The sequence below is a fragment of the Microbacterium sp. UNCCL10 genome, from assembly GCF_000746195.1.
In the GTDB taxonomy this organism is placed as follows: domain Bacteria; phylum Actinomycetota; class Actinomycetes; order Actinomycetales; family Microbacteriaceae; genus Microbacterium; species Microbacterium saccharophilum.
This window is the reverse complement of record NZ_JQKT01000007.1, coordinates 671,199-691,216: the sequence shown is the minus strand read 5'-3', so window position 1 is coordinate 691,216 and position 20,018 is coordinate 671,199. Positions and strand designations below refer to the sequence as shown.

General features: G+C 72.8%; 21 protein-coding genes. 10 read left to right on the top strand and 11 right to left on the bottom strand.

The window, feature by feature from the left end; translation table 11 throughout:
- The first annotated feature begins 123 nt into the window (after positions 1-123).
- Positions 124-1,638: a DEAD/DEAH box helicase gene (locus BR85_RS03475; RefSeq protein ID WP_028495270.1), complete on the top strand. Its 1,515-nt coding sequence runs from the start codon at positions 124-126 to the stop codon at positions 1,636-1,638.
- A gap of 37 nt (positions 1,639-1,675) precedes the next feature.
- Here BR85_RS03475 and BR85_RS03470 read toward each other — a convergent pair whose 3' ends face one another.
- Positions 1,676-2,542, bottom strand: a complete 867-nt coding sequence (locus tag BR85_RS03470) for a PHP domain-containing protein (RefSeq protein WP_028495269.1) — start codon at positions 2,540-2,542, stop codon at positions 1,676-1,678.
- An 86-nt stretch (positions 2,543-2,628) separates the two neighbouring features.
- Here BR85_RS03470 and BR85_RS03465 point away from each other — a divergent pair, with 86 nt between their 5' ends.
- From BR85_RS03465 to BR85_RS03455, 3 genes are read left to right on the top strand one after another with little or no spacing between them, the layout of a single operon-like run.
- The gene (locus BR85_RS03465) at positions 2,629-3,642 is read left to right on the top strand and encodes an endonuclease/exonuclease/phosphatase family protein (protein WP_028495268.1); all 1,014 of its coding nucleotides are present in this window, start codon (positions 2,629-2,631) and stop codon (positions 3,640-3,642) included.
- A gap of 38 nt (positions 3,643-3,680) precedes the next feature.
- Positions 3,681-5,075 carry an aminopeptidase P family protein gene (locus BR85_RS03460; protein WP_028495267.1) on the top strand — a complete coding sequence of 465 codons (1,395 nt, stop codon included), beginning with the start codon at positions 3,681-3,683 and terminating at the stop codon, positions 5,073-5,075.
- A gap of 59 nt (positions 5,076-5,134) precedes the next feature.
- Complete coding sequence (locus BR85_RS03455; protein ID WP_081782705.1) at positions 5,135-6,853, top strand: gamma-glutamyltransferase family protein; 1,719 nt, start codon at positions 5,135-5,137, stop codon at positions 6,851-6,853.
- On the opposite strand, the gene BR85_RS03450 is transcribed toward BR85_RS03455, so the two are convergent.
- Both BR85_RS03450 and BR85_RS03445 read right to left on the bottom strand, forming a co-directional pair.
- On the bottom strand, positions 6,835-7,512 hold the full coding sequence (locus BR85_RS03450; protein ID WP_036272198.1) for an alpha/beta hydrolase family protein: 678 nt from the start codon (positions 7,510-7,512) through the stop codon (positions 6,835-6,837). The genes BR85_RS03455 and BR85_RS03450 overlap by 19 nt on opposite strands.
- Entirely contained in the window at positions 7,509-8,213 is a 705-nt protein-coding gene (locus BR85_RS03445) for a YflT domain-containing protein (protein ID WP_442921739.1), read from the bottom strand. Before BR85_RS03445 ends, BR85_RS03450 begins: the two co-directional genes overlap by 4 nt.
- 26 nt (positions 8,214-8,239) lie before the next feature.
- On the opposite strand from BR85_RS03445, the gene BR85_RS03440 reads away from it, so the two are divergent.
- The 3 genes from BR85_RS03440 to BR85_RS03430 are packed head-to-tail and all read left to right on the top strand — an operon-like array spanning position 8,240 to position 11,225.
- Entirely contained in the window at positions 8,240-9,541 is a 1,302-nt protein-coding gene (locus tag BR85_RS03440) for a magnesium transporter MgtE N-terminal domain-containing protein (protein WP_036272196.1), read from the top strand.
- On the top strand, positions 9,541-10,080 hold the full coding sequence (locus tag BR85_RS03435) for a DUF1003 domain-containing protein (protein WP_028495263.1): 540 nt from the start codon (positions 9,541-9,543) through the stop codon (positions 10,078-10,080). The genes BR85_RS03440 and BR85_RS03435 overlap by 1 nt, the downstream gene beginning before the upstream one ends.
- Complete coding sequence (locus BR85_RS03430) at positions 10,077-11,225, top strand: Mrp/NBP35 family ATP-binding protein (protein ID WP_028495262.1); 1,149 nt, start codon at positions 10,077-10,079, stop codon at positions 11,223-11,225. The genes BR85_RS03435 and BR85_RS03430 overlap by 4 nt, the downstream gene beginning before the upstream one ends.
- Here the strand turns inward: BR85_RS03430 and BR85_RS03425 are convergent, their stop codons facing one another.
- The gene (locus BR85_RS03425; protein WP_028495261.1) at positions 11,226-11,597 is read right to left on the bottom strand and encodes a twin-arginine translocase TatA/TatE family subunit; all 372 of its coding nucleotides are present in this window, start codon (positions 11,595-11,597) and stop codon (positions 11,226-11,228) included.
- Positions 11,598-11,669: 72 nt separating this feature from the next.
- On the opposite strand from BR85_RS03425, the gene BR85_RS03420 reads away from it, so the two are divergent.
- Positions 11,670-12,305, top strand: coding sequence for an O-methyltransferase (locus tag BR85_RS03420; RefSeq protein WP_028495260.1), 636 nt, complete (start codon positions 11,670-11,672; stop codon positions 12,303-12,305).
- 72 nt (positions 12,306-12,377) lie between these two features.
- Here the strand turns inward: BR85_RS03420 and BR85_RS15120 are convergent, their stop codons facing one another.
- The 3 genes from BR85_RS15120 to dapE form a co-directional block, all read right to left on the bottom strand.
- Positions 12,378-12,551, bottom strand: a complete 174-nt coding sequence (locus tag BR85_RS15120; protein WP_081782650.1) for a DUF3117 domain-containing protein — start codon at positions 12,549-12,551, stop codon at positions 12,378-12,380.
- 96 nt (positions 12,552-12,647) lie between these two features.
- Positions 12,648-13,859, bottom strand: a complete 1,212-nt coding sequence (locus BR85_RS03415; protein ID WP_028496167.1) for a membrane protein — start codon at positions 13,857-13,859, stop codon at positions 12,648-12,650.
- A complete protein-coding gene (gene dapE / locus BR85_RS03410; protein ID WP_028495259.1) occupies positions 13,841-14,917 on the bottom strand; it encodes a succinyl-diaminopimelate desuccinylase in 1,077 nt (358 codons plus the stop codon). The genes BR85_RS03415 and dapE overlap by 19 nt, the downstream gene beginning before the upstream one ends.
- Before the next feature lie 54 nt (positions 14,918-14,971).
- Between dapE and dapD the strand changes: the two genes are divergently transcribed.
- The gene (gene dapD / locus BR85_RS03405; protein WP_028495258.1) at positions 14,972-15,916 is read left to right on the top strand and encodes a 2,3,4,5-tetrahydropyridine-2,6-dicarboxylate N-succinyltransferase; all 945 of its coding nucleotides are present in this window, start codon (positions 14,972-14,974) and stop codon (positions 15,914-15,916) included.
- A gap of 24 nt (positions 15,917-15,940) precedes the next feature.
- The gene (gene ppk2 / locus BR85_RS03400; RefSeq protein WP_197018582.1) at positions 15,941-16,756 is read left to right on the top strand and encodes a polyphosphate kinase 2; all 816 of its coding nucleotides are present in this window, start codon (positions 15,941-15,943) and stop codon (positions 16,754-16,756) included.
- A gap of 1 nt (position 16,757) precedes the next feature.
- On the opposite strand, the gene BR85_RS03395 is transcribed toward ppk2, so the two are convergent.
- From BR85_RS03395 to BR85_RS03380, 4 genes are all read right to left on the bottom strand, one after another.
- Positions 16,758-18,053 carry a citrate synthase gene (locus BR85_RS03395; protein WP_081782649.1) on the bottom strand — a complete coding sequence of 432 codons (1,296 nt, stop codon included), beginning with the start codon at positions 18,051-18,053 and terminating at the stop codon, positions 16,758-16,760.
- 101 nt (positions 18,054-18,154) lie between these two features.
- On the bottom strand, positions 18,155-19,276 hold the full coding sequence (gene dapC / locus BR85_RS03390; protein WP_028495255.1) for a succinyldiaminopimelate transaminase: 1,122 nt from the start codon (positions 19,274-19,276) through the stop codon (positions 18,155-18,157).
- 8 nt (positions 19,277-19,284) lie between these two features.
- Positions 19,285-19,605, bottom strand: a complete 321-nt coding sequence (fdxA, locus tag BR85_RS03385) for a ferredoxin (RefSeq protein WP_028495254.1) — start codon at positions 19,603-19,605, stop codon at positions 19,285-19,287.
- Positions 19,606-19,615: 10 nt separating this feature from the next.
- On the bottom strand, positions 19,616-20,011 hold the full coding sequence (locus BR85_RS03380) for a DUF6113 family protein (RefSeq protein ID WP_331280839.1): 396 nt from the start codon (positions 20,009-20,011) through the stop codon (positions 19,616-19,618).
- Positions 20,012-20,018: the final 7 nt, after the last annotated feature.

Sequence of the window (20,018 nt, the reverse complement as noted above, 5' to 3'; positions counted from 1 at the left end):
CGGGTCGGCTCGGGTAGGCTGGTCGGGTCCCGGCGACGGATCGGGACCACCGCGCCTGTGGCTGAGTAAAGGGCGTGGACCCTCTCACCCCCGGCGGCTCTCACCGCCAGACAGGCTTTCATCGTGACGACCTTCACCGACCTCGGAGTCGATCAGGACATCGTCGACGCCCTCGCCGCCAAGGGCATCGTCGATTCGTTCCCCATCCAGGAGCAGACGATCCCGCTCGGCCTTCCCGGCCAGGACATCATCGGCCAGGCCAAGACCGGCACCGGCAAGACGTTCGGGTTCGGCATCCCCGTCGTCCAGCGACTCGGGCTGAACCCCGAGCCCGGCGTCAAGGCGCTCATCGTCGTCCCCACGCGCGAGCTCGCCGTCCAGGTCTACGAGGACATGGACATGCTCACCTCCAACCGCTCCACGAGCATCGTCGCGATCTACGGCGGCAAGGCGTACGAGGGGCAGATCGACCAGCTCAAGGCCGGCGCCCAGATCGTCGTCGGCACCCCCGGCCGGCTCATCGACCTGAACAACCAGCGCCTGCTCGACCTCTCCCACGCGACCGAGGTGGTCCTGGACGAGGCCGACAAGATGCTCGACCTCGGGTTCCTCCCCGACATCGAGAAGATCTTCTCCAAGCTTCCCGCCGTCCGGCACACGCAGCTGTTCTCCGCGACGATGCCCGGCCCGATCGTGGCGCTCGCGCGGCGGTTCATGTCGAACCCCATCCACATCCGCGCCACCGACCCCGACGAGGGGCTCACGCAGGCGAACATCAAGCACCTCGTCTACCGCGCGCACTCGCTGGACAAGGACGAGATCATCGCCCGCATCCTGCAGGCCGAGGGCCGCGGCAAGACCGTCGTCTTCACGCGCACCAAGCGGGCCGCGCAGAAGCTCGTCGACGAGCTCAACGACCGCGGCTTCAACGCCGGCGCGGTGCACGGCGACATGAGCCAGGAGGCGCGCGAGCGCTCGATGGCCGGGTTCAAGGCCGGCAAGAAGGACGTCCTCATCGCCACCGACGTCGCCGCGCGCGGCATCGACGTGGACGACGTCACCCACGTCATCAACCACACCATCCCCGACGACGACCACGCGTACCTGCACCGCGCGGGCCGCACCGGCCGTGCCGGCAAGACCGGCATCGCCGTGACGTTCGTGGACTGGGACGACATGCACAAGTGGGCGCTCATCAACCGCGCCCTCGAGTTCGGCCAGCCCGAGCCCGTCGAGACCTACTCGTCGAGCCCGCACCTGTACACCGACCTCGACATCCCGGCCGGCACGAAGGGTCGCATCGTGACGGCCCCGAAGACCCAGACGGTCCGCACGCAGCCGCCCGCCCGCGCAGCGGATGTCGCAAGCGGCGACACGACCGAAGGCGGCACGCGCCGCCGTCGCCGTCGTCGCTCGGGCGAGGACCGCGTCGGGGCGACCTTCGCGGACGGCGCGGAAGACGCCGCGGCGCCGGCCGCCGCGTCCGCCGACGGCGGTGCGGAGTCGCGCGAGGCCGACGGCGCCGGCACGCACGACGGCGCCGGCAAGGAGCACCACGACGGCAAGCCGGCCCCGCCCCGCCGTCGTCGCCGCCGCCGCGGCGGCTCCGGCGCGGGCGCTCCCGTCGCGGGCGCCTGACCCGCCGGGTCGTCGGCTCGGCTGAGCTCGGCTCAGGTCACGGGTAGACGGGCTCGCTGCCCGTCGCCCGCGCGATGATGCGGGCGACCATCTCGGGGCTCGTGGTGTTCTCCCCCGGCAGGTTCGGCTTGCCGAGACCGTGGTAGTCGCTCGATCCCGTCGCGATGAGGTCCCGGCGCCGGACGAGGTCGCGAAGGGTCCCGAGCGCCGGCTCCACGTTCTCCCGGTGCCCGAGCTCGAAACCGGCGAGACCGGCGTCCAGCATCCGCTCGAGGAGGCGGTCCGGCAGGAGCCCGGCCCGCCCCGCCGGATGGGCGATGATCGGCACGCCCCCGGCGTCCGCGATCGCCGCGACCGCCGTCACGGGATCCGGCGCGTACAGGGACACGTAGTAGTCGCTCTGCGGACTCAGGATGCCGGCGAACGCCTCGCCCCGGTCGCGCACGAGCCCCTTCTCCACGAGGGCGTCCGCGATGTGCGGTCGCCCCACCGTCGCCCCGACCGCGGTCTGCGCGACGATGTCGTCCCACTCCAGGTCGTAGTCCCGCCCGATGCGGTCCGCCATCGTGCGGGCCCGGGTGACGCGCGAGGAGCGGATGCGGTCGGTGAGCGCGCGGAGCCCCTCGTCGTCGGGGTCGAAGAGGTACCCGAGCACGTGGATGCTCCGCCATTCGTGCTTCGCGGAGAGCTCCATGCCCGGCAGCAGCGTCATCCCGAGGGAGGATGCCGCCTCGGCGGCCTCCGTCCACCCGGACGTCGTGTCATGGTCGGTCAGGGCGACGGTGCGCAGGCCATGCCGGTGCGCGGCGGCCATGACCATCGCGGGCGGCTCGGTGCCGTCGGAGTGGTCGGAGTGCAGGTGCAGATCGGCCCCGCCGCCCCCGCCGTATGCTCCCGCCGCCATGTTCCGAGAGTAGCGCGCGTCCGGATGCCGGAGCGGGCGCGCGCCGCGTCCGAGAACTCCCAGACAGCTGTCATAGAGTCGCCGACGTGCTGCGTCTGCTCGGGATCCTCGTCACGCTCGTCGTGGCGATCGCGAGCGCCGTCGTGACGTGGCCGCAGTTCTTCCGCCTCGAGCGCACGTTTCCGTTCGCGCAGGTCGTCTCGCTCCGCGGCGTCGTGGTCCTCGCCTTCCTCGTGCTCCTCGCCCTCGCACTGCTGCTGTGCCTCATCCGTCCGATGCGCGCGTTCGCGGCATCCCTCGCCGTCATCGCGGTGCTGGGCGCCGTGGCCAACGCCGGCGTCCTCACGGTGCGGGGGCTCGGCACCGACGCGCTTCCCGCCAAGACGGCGTCCGCCGTGCGGGTCATGACCTGGAACACCGCCGGCGCCGCGACCGACCCGCAGCTGGTCGCGAAGACCGCCGTCGCGATGCAGGCCGACATCGTCTCGCTCCCGGAGACGACGATCGAGACCGGCGAGGAGGTCGCGATCGCGATGCGCGAGATGGGCCGGCCGATGTGGGCGCACCACGAGGAATTCGACGGCTGGGATGCCAACTCCACGACCCTGCTGATCTCCCCCGACCTCGGCGAGTACTCCGTCGTGGAGTCCAACGCGGGAGGTACCACCAACACCACGACGGTGCCCACCGTCGTGGCGATGCCGGTGGACGGCTCCGGCCCGGTCGTGGTCGGCGCGCACGCCATCGCCCCCCGCCGCGACGACACGGCCGAGTGGCGCGCGGACCTCACCTGGCTCGCCGACCAATGCGCCGCCGACAGCGTGATCATGGCGGGCGACTTCAACGCGACGGTGGACAATATGGGCCGCCTGGGCGTCGACGGCGGCACGCTCGGACGCTGCCACGATGCAGCCGTCGCGACGGGGAACGGCGCCGTGGGCACGTGGTCCGCCGCGTACCCGAGCCTCCTCGGCACCCCCATCGACCACGTCATGGCAACGGACGCGTGGCGCGCGACGGGCTCCGTCGTGCTGCGTTCGCTCGACGGCGCCGGCGGCGACCACCGTCCGCTCGTCGTCCAGCTCGAGCCCGCAGGCTGAGGGGCGACGCCGCGCCGCGACGGTGGGAGACTGGTCGTATGAGCGACAGCGACACGATCGCCGAGACCGAGGCGACCACGAACCGCAAGCAGCCCTTCCCGAAGGGCTTCCTCGACACGATCTCCACGGGCTGGGCCGAGCGCCCCGACCAGCATCCGCCGCAGCGGGACGCCGCGCCGTACGCCGCGGCCCGGCGCGAGGTCGTGTCCGCCGCCTTCCCCGGCCGCCGGCTCGTGTTCCCGGCGGGGTCGTACAAGCAGCGTTCCAACGACACCGACTACCCGTTCCGCGCGCACTCGGCGTTCTCGCACCTGACCGGCTGGGCCAGCGACGCCGTCCCCGACTCGGTGCTGGTGTTCGAGCCGACCGACACGGGCCATGACGTCACCCTCTATCTCCGCGAGCGCGCCGACCGCACGACGGCGGAGTTCTACGGCGACGCGTCGATCGGCGAGTTCTGGATCGGCCCGCGGCCCGCGCTGGCCGGCGTCGCGGCCGAGGTGGGCATCGCGACCGCGCACATCGACGCGTTCACGCACGTGGACGGCGAGCTCGTCCTCGACGAGGACGCCGACCTGACGCGCTTCGTGTCGGAGATGCGACTCGTGAAGGACGAGTACGAGATCGCGCAGATGCGCCTCGCCGTCGAGGTGACCGCGCGCGGGTTCGACGACATCGTCGCCGACCTGCCCCGCATCATCGCCACGCCGCGCGGAGAGCGCGCCGTCGAGGGCGTCTTCCACCTGCGGGCCCGCACCGAGGGCAACGGCGAGGGGTACGACACGATCGCGGCCTCCGGGCCGCACGCGTGCTACCTGCACTGGACCCGCAACGACGGCGCCGTGGTCCCCGGCGACCTCATCCTCATCGACGCGGGCGTGGAGGTCGACAGCCTCTACACCGCCGACATCACGCGCACGCTCCCGGTCTCCGGCACGTTCACCGACATCCAGCGGAAGATCTATGAGACGGTGCGCGAAGCCGCCGACGCGGCATTCGCGGCGGCCCGTCCGGGTGTGAAGTTCCGCGCCGTGCATGAGGCCGCGATGGCCGTCATCGCGCGACGCACCGCCGAGTGGGGCCTGCTGCCGGTGACGGCCGAAGAGGCACTGGATGCCGACACCGGCGGCCAGCACCGCCGGTACATGGTCCACGGCACGAGCCACCACCTCGGCATCGACGTGCACGACTGCGCGCAGGCGCGGCGGGAGATGTACTACGACGGCCTCCTCGAACCCGGCATGGTGTTCACGATCGAACCGGGCCTGTACTTCCAGATCGACGACCTCACGGTCCCCGAGGAGTACCGCGGCATCGGCGTGCGGATCGAGGATGACATCCTCATGACCGAGGACGGCCCCGTCAACCTCTCCGCGGACATCCCGCGGACGGCGGACGAGGTCGAGGCCTGGATCGCGCGCAGCGCGCGGTGACGGCCTTCACGCCGCCGCCGGCGTTCACGACCCGCCCGCAGCTGACCGGCACGTTCGGCATGGCGGCGTCCACGCATGCCACGGCCACGGCGACCGCGCAGGCCGTGCTGGAACGCGGCGGCAACGCATTCGACGCCGTCGTGGCGGGCGGGTTCGTGCTGCACATCGTCGAACCCCACCTCAACGGCCCGGGCGGGGATCTCGTGGGCCTCTTCCAGGCCGCCGGCGGCCCCGCGACGGTGCTCGCGGGGCAGGGCCCGGCGCCGGCCGGCGCGACGATCGCCCACTTCCAGGCGGAGGGCCTCGACCTCGTCCCGGGCGCGGGGGGCCTCGCCGCCGCCGTCCCCGGCGCCGTCGACGCCTGGCTTCTGCTCCTCCGCGACCACGGGACGTGGGAGCTCGCCGACGTCCTGGGCTACGCGATCGGGTACGCGCGCGACGGGCACCCGCTCCTCGCAGCCGCCGCCGCCACGATCGGGCGCGTCGCGGGCCTCTTCCGGGAGGCCTGGCCGTCGTCGGCGGCGCTGTGGATGCCGGACGGCGAGGTCCCGGATGCCGGAGCGCTCGTGCGGAACCCGGCGTACGCCGCCGTCCTGGACTCGCTCGTCGCCGCCGGCCGCGGCGCCGCCTCCCGCGAGGGACGCATCGACGCGGCGCGCGTGGAATGGAAGACCGGCCTCGTGGCGCACGCCGCTGCGGACTTCCTGTCCCGGCCGCACCGGCACGCGACCGGCACCGACCACGCCGGTGTCATCACGGCGGCGGACTTCGCGGCGTTCGACGCCGGCTACGAGGAGCCTCTGACCGTCCCGTTCCGCGGGCACACCGTCGCGAAGGCGGGCGCGTGGTGCCAGGGGCCGGCGCTGCTGGAGGCGTTGCGCATCCTCGAGCCGTTCGACGACGAGCACCTGGATCCGCAGACGCCGCTCGGCGCGCACACGATCGTCGAGACGCTCAAGCTCGTCCTCGCCGACCGCGACGCCTACTTCGGCGACGGGGCCGACGTCGCGGCACTCCTCACCGAGGACTACGCCGCGCAGCGCCGCGGCGAGATCGGCGAGACGGCATCCCGCGCCTGGCGCCCCGGCTCACTCCCCGGCCGCACCCCGTTCCGCCCGCCGCTGCACACCGACGACGGCACCCCCGCGCCCGTCGCCGGCACGGGCGAGCCCACCGTGAGCCGGACGGGACAGACCCGCGGGGACACCTGCCACATCGACGTCGTGGACCGCTGGGGCAACATCGTGGCGGTGACCCCGTCCGGCGGCTGGCTGCAGTCCTCGCCGGCCATCCCGGAACTGGGCTTCTGCCTCGGGACGCGGCTGCAGATGTGCTGGCTGGACGAGGCGTCGCCCGGGGCCCTCCGTCCCGGCATCCGGCCGCGGACGACGCTGAGCCCCACGCTCGTGCTGCGCGGCGGCACGGCGGTCATCGCGATGGGGACGCCCGGCGGCGACCAGCAGGACCAGTGGCAGCTGCCGATGCTGCTGCGGATGCTCGCGGGCGGCTATTCGGCGCAGGAAGCCATCGACGCGCCCACCCTGCACACGACGGCGCTCGTCGATTCGTTCTGGCCGCGCACCTGGACGCCGGCGGGCGTCGTGGTCGAGGACCGCGTGGGCGAGGAGGCGATCGCGGGTCTCCGCGCCCGGGGGCACGACGTCCTGCGGGCCGGGGACTGGTCGCTCGGGCGCCTCTCGGGCGTGGGCGTCGACGGCGACACCGTGTGGGCGGCCGCGAACCCCCGCGGGATGCAGGGCTACGCCACCGGGCGCTGAACCACGCCGCGCATCCACTCGGCCAGAAGGGGTGCCAGTCCCGCGCCGACCTCGTCGGCGGGGCGCTTGGCGCCCTTGATCTCGAACGAGTGACCGCCGCCGGTGATCCACGCGATCTCGGCGTCCTGGCAGGACGCGACGGCCTCCTCCAGCTGCGTCAGCGGGTGGATGAACGGGTCGCCGGTGCCGGCGACGAACAGCTGCGGCGGCACCACGTGCGGCAGGTGCGCCGTGCGGGCCTTCGCGGGCTCCCCCGGCGGGTGCAGCGGGTAGCCGAGGTACACGAGCCCGGCCGGGCTGATGGTGGAGGCCGCGGCCGCCATCGACGCCATCCGCCCGCCGTAGGACTTGCCGGCGGCGAACCGCGGCAGCTCGGGCGCACGCTCGGCGAGGTCGGCCAGGGCGGCGCCCCACGTCGCGATCGCGTGCGGCGCGGGTCCCGGCATCCGCCGTCCCGCCTCCCGGTAGGGGAAGGTGAACCGCAGGGCGGCGATGCCGGCCTCCACGAGTCCCGCGGCGAGGCCCGCGAGGAACGGGTGGTCCATGCCGGCGCCGGCGCCGTGCGCGATCGCGACCGCCGCCCACGGTTCGTCGGGGCTCTCGAACGCGGCCGAGACCTCCACCTCACCGGCGGGCAGCGCGACGCGGATGCCGCTCATGGTCGGGGGGCGAGCGGGGGGTCGGCGGGCGGCTCAGGTGCCGGGGCGGGCGGCGCGGGCTCGGCGGTGGGTTCCGGTGCCGGGTCGACGCGCTCCCCGTACCGCGGCGGCTCCGCCGGGGAGACATGCGGCGGCGACTGCGGCGGCACGGCGGGCGGGATGACCGCCGTGCCCGCGACCGGCGCGGGCAGGGTCGTCACCGACGACGCGGCACGGCCGGACGCCTCGCGCGCCTTCTGCAGGCTGCGCGGCAGGACCGTCACCTCGTAGTGGTCGGCGACGACCTGCGTCACCGACGTGTAGTCGCGCCGGCGGCGCAGGATCGAGTAGCTGATGATGCTCATCAGCATCCCGATCGCGATGCCCACGAGCATGACGCCGATGAACAGCTGGATGACGGCGCTGGGGTTGCCGAGCACGAAGATCGCGGAGAACAGCAGACCCAGCAGGATGCCGTTGATCGCGCCCGTGCGAGCCGCCGCGGCGTAGCCGAGCCGGCCCGTGATCGTCTCCACGGAGCGCAGCCCCCGGCCGACGATCGCGATGTCCTTCGCCGGGATCTCGGCCTCGATGAGCTTCGACACCGCCTTCTGCGCGCCCTCGTAGGAGGGGTAGTCCGCGATCGTCTCGCCGTGCTGCTGCGGGGTCCCGCCCATCATGCTCACGGGGTCCATCTTGTCACGCGCCCCGCCGGTGCTCACCGGGTGCGGCGGTCTACGCTGGTGAGGTGAGTACGCAGAGGGTTTTCGTGGCGCGCCTGACCGGCTGCACCGTCTTCGACCCTGCGGGCGACCGGCTCGGCAAGGTCCGCGACGTCGTGGTGATCTATCGCCGCGACGATCCGCCGCGCGTCGTCGGGCTCGTCGTGGAGATCCCCGGCCGCCGGCACGTCTTCCTCTCCATCGGACGCGTCACCTCGATCGCGACGGGTCAGGTCATCACGACCGGCCTCATCAACGTGCGCCGCTTCCAGCAGCGCGGCGGCGAGGTGCGCGTCATGTCCGAGCTGCTGGGGCGCCGCGTGTACTTCACCGACGGCTCCGGCGAGGCCGTCATCGAGGACGTCGGGATCGAGCGCGACCGCCTCGGCGAGTGGGACATCGGCCAGCTGTTCCTGCGCAAGCCCAAGACGAGCGCCTCCCCCTTCGCGAAGGGCCCCACGACGTTCGCGGCCTGGTCCGACGTCCGGGAGAGCCAGGTGCCCGGCGAAGCCCAGTCCGCCGAGCAGCTCGTCGCGACCTACTCCGAACTGAAGCCCGCCGACCTCGCCAACACGCTTCTCGACCTCCCGGAGGAGCGACTGCTCGAAGTGGCCGAGGAGCTCCCGGACGACCGGCTCGCGGACGCCCTGGAGGAGATGCCCGAGGACGATCAGGTGCACATCCTGGAAGCCCTGGGCGAGGAGCGCGCCGCCGACATCCTCGATGCCATGGAGCCCGACGACGCCGCCGACGTGCTCGCCCAGCTCACCGAGGAGCAGCGCGAGGAGCTCCTCGAGCTCATGGAGCCCGAGGAGGCCGAGGACGTCCGCGCCCTCCTGAAGTACGCTCCGGAGACCGCGGGCGGTCTCATGACGAGCGAGCCCATCGTGCTCTCCGCCGACGCGACGGTCGCCGAGGCGCTCGCGCTCATCCGCCGGCACGAGCTGCATCCCGCCCTCGCCGCCGCCGTCTTCGTGACGCTCCCGCCGTACGAGACGCCCACCGGCCGGCTGCTGGGGACGGTGCACTTCCAGAAGATGCTGCGCTACCCGCCGCACGAGCGGCTGGGCGCGATCATCGACGACAGCCTCGACGCGGTGCCCTCGACGGCCTCCGCCGCGGAGGTGGCACGCCTGCTCGCGAGCTACAACCTCGTCTCGGTGCCCGTCGTCGATCCGGCGCACCGCCTCGTCGGCGCCGTGAGCGTCGACGACGTGCTGGACTACCTGCTGCCCGAGGACTGGCGGTCGCACGACGGCGACGAGGAGGCCCTCGCCCCCGCGACGACGCCGCCGAGGACCACCGCCGCGAAGGCGAGGAGGCGCTGATGGCCCGCAACCCCCGTCAGGTGTCGCTGGACGCGCCGCGCGGGCGCACCGGGATGCTGACCCGCTCGTCGCAGCCCTCCCGCGACCGGTTCGGTCGCTTCTCCGAGGCGTTCGCACGCGGCATGGGCACGTCCGGGTTCCTCATCGGGATGACGCTCTTCGTCGTGGTGTGGCTGGCATGGAACATCCTCATGCCGCGCGCGTACCAATTCGACCCGGCGGAGACGAATTTCACGCTGCTGACCCTCATCCTGTCGCTGCAGGCCTCCTACGCCGCGCCCCTCATCCTCCTCGCGCAGAACCGCCAGGACGACCGCGACCGCGTGCAGATCGAGCAGGACCGCCAGCGCGCGGAGCGCAACCTCGCCGACACGGAGTACCTGGCCCGCGAGGTCGTGGCGCTGCGCATGGGCCTCAGCGATCTGACGAACGAGCTCGTCACGAAGGACACCCTCCGCCAGGAGCTGCGGAGCCTCCTCGAGCAGCTGGACGAGCGCGACGCGGCGCCGGGGCGCACCGAACGCCCCGCGCGGCCATGACGGCGCCCGGCGACGCCGTCCGGCGCGCGGTGGCCGCGGTCATCGACCCGGAGCTGCGCCGTCCGCTCGGGGAGCTCGACATGATCCGCGGCGTCGCCGTGACCGGCACCCGGGCCCGCGTCGAGGTCGCGCTGACGATCGTGGGCTGCCCGGCCTCGGACCGCATCGAGCGCGACGTCCGCGCCGCCGCGGCCGCGGTCCCGGGGATCGACGAGGTCGAGGTGGCGCTGGGCGTCATGACGCCCGCCGAGCGCTCCGCGCTCACGGAGCGCCTCCGCGCCGGCCGGCCGGCGCGGGCCATGCCGTTCGGCCCGGACTCCCTGACCCGGGTCGTCGCCGTGACGAGCGGCAAAGGCGGCGTCGGCAAGTCCACCCTCACGGCGAACCTCGCTGTCGCGCTGGCCGCCCGGGGGCTCGCGGTCGGGCTCATCGACGCCGACCTGCACGGCTTCTCCATCCCCGCCCTGCTCGGCCTCGTCGGCGACGACGGCCGCCCCCCGCAGCCGACGCGGCTCGACGACCTCATGCTGCCGCCGGTGGCGTACGGCGTGAAGACCATCTCGATCGGCATGTTCCTGCCCCGCGACTCCCCCGCCGCCTCCGGCGCCGTCGCGTGGCGCGGGCCCATGCTGCACCGCACCGTCAACCAGTTCCTCACCGACGTCTTCTTCGGCGACCTCGACATCCTGCTCCTGGACATGCCGCCCGGAACCGGCGACGTCGCCATCTCGGTCGGCCAGCTCCTCCCGCACGCCGACGTCCTCGTCGTCACGACGCCGCAGGCGGCGGCCTCCGACGTCGCGGTGCGGAGCGGTCTCGTGGCCCGTCAGACCGGCCAGCGGGTCGTCGGGGTCGTGGAGAACATGGCCGCCCTGACGCTCCCGGACGGGTCGCGGCTGGACCTCTTCGGCTCGGGCGGCGGGGACGCCGTCGCGGCGGCGCTGTCGACGGATGCCGAGACGGTGCCGCTCCTCGGCTCGGTCCCCCTGAGCCCGGCCCTCCGCGCGGGCGGCGACGCCGGCAGACCCGTCGTGGCCTCCGACCCCGACGATCCGGCCGCGCAGGAGATCACCCGCATCGCCGCCGTCCTCGCCGCGACGCCGCGCGGGCTCGCGGGACGCTCCCTGCCGGTCGCGCCGCGCTGATCAGGTCGCTTCGGAGTCGAACGGCACGTCGCCGGTGACCTCCGGCACGGGGCGCGCGGGCGCGGTGGCCGCGATCGCGGCCCCCGCGCTGACCGCCTTGACGGTCGGGACGGGCGCGTCCTCGAGCAGGGCATCGCGGATGATGCGTCGCGGGTCGTACTGCCGCGGGTCGAGCTTGCGCCACTCGACGTCGTCGAACTCCTCGCCCATCTCCTCCTTGACGCGGGTCTTCGCGCCCTGCAGCCACTCGCGCACGCGCATCGTCAGGCGGGCGAGGGCCTCGGCGTAGCGCGGCAGCCGCTCCGGCCCGACCAGGAGCGCGGCGACGACCAGGATGAGGAGGAACTTCTCCCAGTCGAGCCCGAAGAACATGCCTCCAGGTTACCCGTGCGCCTCTCGGCCCGAGCGCCGCGCGCGCCATAGGCTGAACACGGAGGTCCAGGCATGGCCGAGAACGACGCGATCCGCAGGTTCGCCGAAGAGGCGACGATCGAACCCGACGCGATCGGGCGGGCGCGTGCGCACGCCCTCGAGATCGGCGCCGACCCGATCAGCGCACCCGTCGGCGCGCAGATCGCCGTGATCGCGGCGGCGACGAACGCCCTCAACATCGTGGAGATCGGCACCGGCGGCGGCGTCTCGGGACTGTGGCTCCTGCACGGCTCGCCGCGCGCGACCCTGACGACGATCGACAAGGAGCCGGAGCACCTGGCGCTCGCCCGCGCCGCGTTCGCGGATGCGAAGATCCCGCCGGCCCGCGCGCGGTTCATCACGGGCCGCGCCGCGGAGGTCCTCCCCCGCATGAACGAGGCGTCCTACGACATCGTCCTGGTCGACGCCGACGCGGACGGGGTCATCGAGTACGTCGAGCACGGCCTGCGCCTCGTGCGCGCCGGCGGCACCGTGCTGGTCCCGCGCGTCCTCGCCGGCGGCGCCGTCGCCGACCCCGTCAAGCGCGACCCGCTCACGAGCGCCTACCGCTCGCTCATCCAGGAGACGCAGTCCTCGCCCGCCGTCCTGGGCGCCCTGTCGATCGTCGGCGAGGGTCTCCTGCAGCTGACGACCACGACGCCGCGCTGACCGGCATCCCGGGAGCACCCCGGGAATGACGAAACGGCCGGTCCGAGGACCGGCCGTCGCGTGCGGATTCTGTCAGACTGCTCCGACGACGCCACCCAGTACGCCGTGGAGCTCGCGTGCCTCTTCGTCGTTCACCGACACGACCAGACGGCCGCCGCCTTCGAGCGGGACGCGCACGATGATGAGGCGCCCCTCCTTCACGGCCTCCATCGGTCCGTCACCGGTTCGCGGCTTCATGGCTGCCATTGCGGCTCCCTTTCGTCGTAGGACTACCCAGTCAAGTTTAGCGGGAATGGCGGACACCGGCCGCGCGGGGTACCCGGGCAGCCGCTCTGCGGGCCGTCAGGGGATCTGGTAGTAGGTGTTCCCGAGCGCCAGCATGTTGTAGATCCACCACCACTGCCCGAGAAGGCCGAGCGCCAGCATCCCGCCCCGCCATGCCCATGATCGGGGGACGGCGAGGGCGCCGTACAGCGGCGCGAGCGGCAGGAGGAGGCGGAAGAGGCTCGACTGCGGGAAGAAGACCGCCAGCAGATAGACGAGGTACGCCGCCGACCACAGCCGGATCTCCGTGCCGAGAACGCGCACCTGCGGCGCGAACAGCAGCGCCGCGGCCACCGCGAGAACGCAGGCCGCCAGGGATATCCAGCCCCACCACTGCGGCAGCCCCCACAGCCGGAACCAGAGCGCCGAGGCCTGCACGAAGCCGTCGAACGGCCGGAACGGGGCGTCCGGGTCACCCGTCCAGGAACGGCGCCAGGACAGCTCCGTCTCCAGATACGCCCCCGGCTCGCCCGTGACGAGTCCCGCGATCACCTGCCAGGAGAACCCGACGGCGGCGGAGAAGAGCCCGAGCGCGACGATGTGCACGATCTCGCGGGCTCCGAGGGCATCGCGGCGGCGGCGCCCCCACCGCGCGATGCCGTACAGGGCCAGCAGCAGCGCGAACGCGAGCACGCCCGGCCGGGTGTATCCCATCAGCGGAATGAGCAGGTACAGCCACCCGAAGCGGCGCCGCTGCAGCGCCCGCAGCGCGAGGAGCAGCCAGAGCAGGAACAGCGACTCGGCGTAGCCCATCTGGAAGAGCGCGGCGAGGGGGCCGCTCGCGAAGAGCGCGACGGCCCACAGCGCGGCGGTGCTGTCGAGGCGGCCCCGGAGCAGTGCGTGCAGCGCGAGGCACGCGAGGTAGCCCGCGACGAGCGAGATGAGGACGGCCGCGACGGGGTAGCCGGTGACGAGCCCGAGAATGCGGGCCAGCGCCGGGTAGACCGGCATGAACGCCCAGGCGTTCTCCGCGACGGCGCCGGACTCGTCGCGCGGCAGCTCGGACGGGTACCCTCCTGTCGCGACGAGCCAGTACCACTGCGCGTCCCACCCCATCGAGAGGGAGCCGACGGTGGCGTCCGCGCCGAACCGGGATGCCGGGCCGGAGATCTCCGCGGCGAGGAGGAGGAAGAGGGTCGTGAGCGCCCGCGCCGCGAGGTAGACGATCGCGATGCGCAGCGCCGGCCGGGTCCCGGCGGGAGGCGACGCCGTCAGGGCGCCGTCAGCCACGCCCGCAGGCCCCGCTCGACGTCCTCGATCTGCGCGAGCGGCACCCGCTCCTCGTCGTGGTGCGCGAGGTGCGGGTCGCCCGGGCCGTAGTTGACGGCGGGAACGCCCATGGCGGAGAACCGCGCGACATCGGTCCAGCCGTACTTCGGGCGCGGCTCGGCCCCGACGGCGGCCACGAACTCCTGCGCGAGCGGCGCGTCCAGACCCGGGCGCGCGCCGGCGGCGAGGTCGGTGATCTCGACGTCGAAGCCGGCGAACACGTCCCGTACGTGCGCTTCGGCCTCCTCGCCGCTGCGACTCGGGGCGAAACGGTAGTTGACCTCCACCTCGCAGAGGTCGGGGATGACGTTGCCGGCGACCCCGCCGGAGATGCGGACGGCGTTCAGGCCCTCGCGGTAGACGAGGCCCTCCACCTCGACCTCGCGCGGGTGATACTCGGCGAGACGGGCGAGGATGGGGGCGGCCTTGTGGATGGCGTTCTCGCCGATCCACGCGCGGGCGCTGTGCGAGCGCACGCCCGTCGCGCGCACGCGGGCGCGCAGATTGCCGTTGCAGCCGCCTTCGACCTGGCCGTTCGAGGGCTCGCCGAGGATCGCAAAGTCGCCCGCGAACAGGTCCGGGCGGGTGCGGGCGAGGCGGGTGAGGCCGTTGAGGTCGGCATCCACCTCCTCGTGGTCGTACCACATCCAGGTGAGGTCGACGCGCGGCGCGGCGAGCTCGGCGGCGAGCTTCAGCTGCACGGCGACGCCCGCCTTCATGTCGACGGTGCCGCGGCCCCAGAGGTACGCGGTGCCGTCCTCCGTCACGTCGCGCGTGGGGACGTTCGCGTTGATCGGGACGGTGTCGATGTGACCGGCGATCACGACCCGCTGGGCCCGCCCGAGCTGGGTGCGCGCCACGATCGTGTCCCCGTCGCGGAAGACCTCGAGGTGCCCGAGCGCGCTCACAGCCTCGAAGATCGCGTCGGCGAGGGGGGTCTCCTCCCCCGACACGCTCGGGATGTCGCAGATCGCGCGCGTCAGGTCGACGGAGGAGGCGGTGAGGTCGAGCCGGGGCATGGCGTCGAGTCTACCGAGGGCGTGCCCGGCTCCCGCGGCCGATACCCTGGAGGGATGAGCGACGGACGTTGGGTGTGGGGCGCGGGGCTGGCGACGATCGGTGCGAACGGCACCGTCCTGGACACGTGGTTCCCGGAGCCCGCCGCCGGCCGCGCCCCCGCCGACGTCGACACGGCCTCCCTCGCGGCGCTCGCGGGGCCGGATGAGCGCCGCGCCGTCGTCACCGAGGTCGTCGTCCTGGAGATCGACCTGGATGCCGCGCCCGCGGGCACGAGCGATGCGTACCTCCGGCTGCACGCCCTCTCGCACCTCCTCGTCCGCCCGAACGAGGTCAACCTCGACGGCATCTTCGGGCACCTGCCGAACATCGCGTGGACCAATGCGGGACCCGTGCACCCCGACGACGCCGCGCGCCTGCGCCCGCGGCTGCAGCGCGCCGGCATCCAGGTGCAGGGGCTGGACAAGTTCCCGCGCCTCACCGACTACGTGACGCCCCCGGGCGTGCGCATCGCCGACGCCTCGCGCGTGCGCCTGGGCGCCCACCTCTCCCCCGGCACGACCGTCATGCACGAGGGCTTCGTCAACTTCAACGCCGGGACGCTCGGGGCCTCCATGGTCGAGGGACGCATCTCGCAGGGCGTCGTCGTCGGCGACGGCAGCGACATCGGCGGCGGCGCATCCATCATGGGGACGCTCTCCGGCGGGGGCGCGCACCGCGTGTCGATCGGCGCCCGGACGCTCCTCGGCGCGAACGCCGGCATCGGCATCTCCCTCGGCGACGACTGCGTCGTGGAGGCGGGGCTGTACGTCACGGCCGGCACGAAGATCGTGCTGAGCGCCGAGCCGCCGCTGCACGACGGCTCCCGGCCCGTCGTCAAGGGCGCGCAGCTGTCCGGGCAGAACGGCCTGCTGTTCCGCCGCAACTCGCTGACCGGCGCCGTCGAGGCGGTGCGCCGCGAGGGCGTGGGCGTCACGCTCAACGAGGCCCTGCACGCCTGAGGCGCCCCGCCCTATGCTCGGGGAATGACCAGACGAAGGCTGCCCAAGCGCCTGTACGAGGCGGAGCTGGCGCGCCTGCAGGCCCGCCTCGTGGACATGCAGGCCTGGGTCCAGGACACCGGCGCGCGCGTCGTGGTGATCTTCGAAGGACGCGATGCCGCCGGGAAGGGCTCGACGATCAGCCGCGTCGCGCAGTACCTGAATCCCCGCGTCACCCGGATCGTCGCGCTCCCGACCCCCACGGAGCGGGAGCGGACGCAGTGGTACTTCCAGCGCTACATCGCGCACCTGCCCGCCGCCGGCGAGATCGTGCTGATGGACCGGTCCTGGTACAACCGGGCCGGTGTCGAGCGCGTCATGGGGTTCTGCAGCGACGCCGAGTACCACCGGTTCCTCCACCAGGCGCCGATCTTCGAGCGGATGCTCGTCGAGGACGGCATCCTGCTGCTGAAGTACTGGTTCAGCGTCTCCGACGTCGAGCAGGAGCGCCGGTTCCGCTCGCGCAACGACGACCCGATGCGCCGCTGGAAGCTGAGCCCGAACGACGTGCTGTCGATCACGAAGTGGGAGGACTACTCGCGGGCGAAGGACGCCATGTTCGTGCACACCGACATCCCCGAGGCCCCGTGGCACGAGGTCGACAACGAGGACAAGCGGCGCGGACGGATCAACATGATCACGCACCTGCTCGACCAGATCCCGTACCGCGAGGTCACCCGGCCGCCGATCGAGATCCCGCCACGGCCCGAGCCGCGGGGCTACGTGCGGCCGCCCATCGAGCTGTCCGGCTACGTCCCGGACCGGGCAGCGCACCTCCTGGGCGACGCGGCGGCGGACTGAGTCAGACCGCGCCGGGGTAGTCGCGGGCGGGCGCGCCCACGTAGAGCTGCTGCGGACGGCCGATCTTCGTCTGCGGGTCGTACTGCATCTCGCGCCAGTGCGCGAGCCAGCCCGGGAGCCGGCCGATCGCGAAGAGCACCGTGAACATGCGCGTCGGGAAGCCCATCGCCTTGTAGATCACGCCGGTGTAGAAGTCGACGTTCGGGTAGAGGCGGCGCTCCTTGAAGTAGTCGTCGCTGAGCGCGAGCTCCTCCAGCTCCTTCGCCAGGTCCAGCAGCGGGTCGTTGACGCCGAGGGCTTCGAGGACCTCGTCGGCGGACTCCTTGACGAGCTTCGCGCGCGGGTCGTAGTTCTTGTAGACGCGGTGGCCGAAGCCCATGAGCTTGACCCCGTCCTCCTTGTTCTTGACCCGCTCGACGAAGCGCTGGACGCTCTCGCCGGAGTCGCGGATGCGCGCGAGCATGTCGAGCACGGCCTCGTTGGCGCCGCCGTGCAGCGGGCCGTACAGGGCGTTGATGCCGGCCGAGACGGAGGAGAACTGGTTCGCGCCGGTGGAGCCGACGAGCCGCACGGTCGACGTCGACGCGTTCTGCTCGTGGTCCTCGTGCAGGATGAGGAGGCGCTCCAGGGCGCGGGACATGACCGGGTCGACCTCGTACGGCTCGGCGAGGACGCCGAAGTTGAGCTTGAGGAAGTTGTCCACGAAGCTCATCGAGTTGTCCGGGTACAGGAACGCCTGGCCGATGCTCTTCTTGTGCGCGTAGGCGGCGATCACCGGCAGCTTCGCGAGCAGGCGGATGGTGTTCAGCTCGACGTGCTCGGGGTTGTTCGGGTCGGACTGGCCCTCGTAGTACGTGGAGAGGGCGGCGGTCGCGGCGGACAGCATCGACATGGGGTGGGCCGTGTGCGGGAGGGCGGAGAAGAAGCGCTTCAGGTCCTCGTGCAGCAGGGTGTGGCGCCGGATCTTCTCGTCGAACTCGCCGAGCTCGTCGGCCGTCGGCAGCTCGCCGTAGAGCAGCAGCCAGGCGATCTCGAGGTAGGTCGAGTTCTTCGCGAGCTGCTCGATCGGGTAGCCGCGGTAGCGGAGGATCCCCTGGTCGCCGTCGATGTAGGTGATGGCCGACTTCGTGGCCGAGGTGTTCACGAACCCGTAGTCGAGGGTCGTGTGCCCGGTCTGCTTCGTGAAGGTGGAGAAGTCGACGCTCGGGACACCCGCGGTACCCGGCAGGACCGGCAGCTGCGCGGTCCGGTCACCGACGGTGACGGTGGCCATCTGAGGGGTGTCCGCGTTGCTCACGCAGCCTCCTTGGATCGTCCGATGGGGTTCATTACAGCCTAGTCCGCGTGCGGGCCTACTCCGTTCGGCGCCAAAGGAACGCCGATTGCGTAGTGGATTCCCTACGAATCGCGGAGGGGTGATGCGGTCAGCCGCGCCGCTGCCGCGGTGATCCGCTCGTCGCTCGCGGTCAGCGAGAAGCGCACGTGCTGCGGGAAGCCGGTGCCGTAGAAGTGGCCGGGCCCGGCGAGGATGCCGCGTTCGGCGAGGCGCCCCATGGTGGCCCAGGCATCCTCCCCCGCGGTCGCCCAGAGGTACAGCCCGCCCTCGCTGTGGTCGATGCGCAGCCCTGCGGCCTCGACGGCGGGGCGGAGGACGGCGCGGCGGGCGCGGTACAGCTCCTTCTGCGCCGCGACATGCGCGTCGTCGCCGAGCGCCGCCGTCATGGCGGCTTGCACGGGCGCCGGCAGCATGAGTCCGAGGTGCTTCCGGGCCGTCAGCAGGCGCGCGACGATGGCGCGGTCGCCGGCGAGGAAGGCCGCGCGGTAGCCGGCCAGGTTCGACTGCTTGCTGAGCGAGTACACCGACAGGATGCCGGTGGCATCGCCGTCCGTGACGCGCGGGTCGAGGATGCTCGGCACGGGGGTTTGCGCCCACTCGCCGTCCCAGCCGAGCTCGGCGTAGCACTCGTCGGAGGCCAGCACCGCGCCGAGTTCCCGCGCGCGCCGGACGGCCGCGCGGAGGTCCGCCACGCCGAGGACCCGGCCGTCCGGGTTGCCCGGCGAGTTCAGCCACACGAGGCGCGTGCCGGCGGGCCAGTCGGCAGGGTCGTCGCCGGGGAGGGGCGTCGCGCCGACGAGACGCGCACCCACCTCGTAGGTCGGGTAGGCGGCACGGGGGTGCACGACGACGTCGCCGGCGCCGAGCCCGAGGAGGAGCGGCAGCAGCGCGACGAGCTCCTTCGATCCGACCGTGGGCAGCACCTGGTCGACGCTCAGCCCGGGGACGCCGCGCCGCCGCGCGTACCAGGCGACGACGGCTTCACGCAGGGCGGGCGTGCCGACGGTCTGCGGATAGGCGTGCGCGTCGGTGGCGGCGCGCAGGGCGTCCGCCACGACATCCGGCGTCGGGTCGACGGGCGAGCCGATCGAGAGGTCGACAATGCCGTCCGGGTGCGCCCGCGCGGTGCGGGCGTAGGGGGCGACGGCATCCCACGGGTAGTCGGCGAGGTCGCTGACGGCCACGGCGGGACTCAGTGGCTCTGCGGAGGGAGCGCGGCGATCACGGGGTGATCCTTCGCGATGACGCCGACCTTGGCGGCGCCGCCCGGCGAGCCGATGTCCTGGAAGAACTCGACGTTGGCGGTGTAGTAGTCCTGCCACTCGTCGGGCAGGTCGTCCTCGTAGTAGATCGCCTCGACGGGGCACACGGGCTCGCAGGCGCCGCAGTCGACGCACTCGTCGGGGTGGATGTACAGCGACCGTTCGCCTTCGTAGATGCAGTCGACGGGGCACTCGTCGATGCAGGCTCGGTCCTTGACATCCACGCACGGGAGGGCGATCACATACGTCACGGGGACCAGTCTAGTTCGTGGTCGAGGGGCGGGTCGTCGACGGCCACGCGACGACGATCGCGACGATGATCGGCACGGCGAGGGTCCAGACGATGCCTGTGGAGAGCTGCCCGTCCTCCGGCGCGGGGACGACGACGGAGCCCCCCGGACCGCGCCCGGAGAAGACGAGCGTCGCGACCATGGCCCCGAGGCCGGTCGCGAGCGCCGCCCAGCGGTCGGAAGTCAGCAGACGCACCGCGAGCAGGAGCGCGCCGATGCCGACCACGGCGACGAGGAGTCCGAGCGGGAACCAGCCCCACTGCGCGGCCTGGCCGACGGTGCCCGCCACGCCGTACACCGCGCCGGTCAGGAGGGCGACGGCCCAGGTCCCCACACGCGCCACCGACCCGTTCATCGACACACCCACCGCGTCA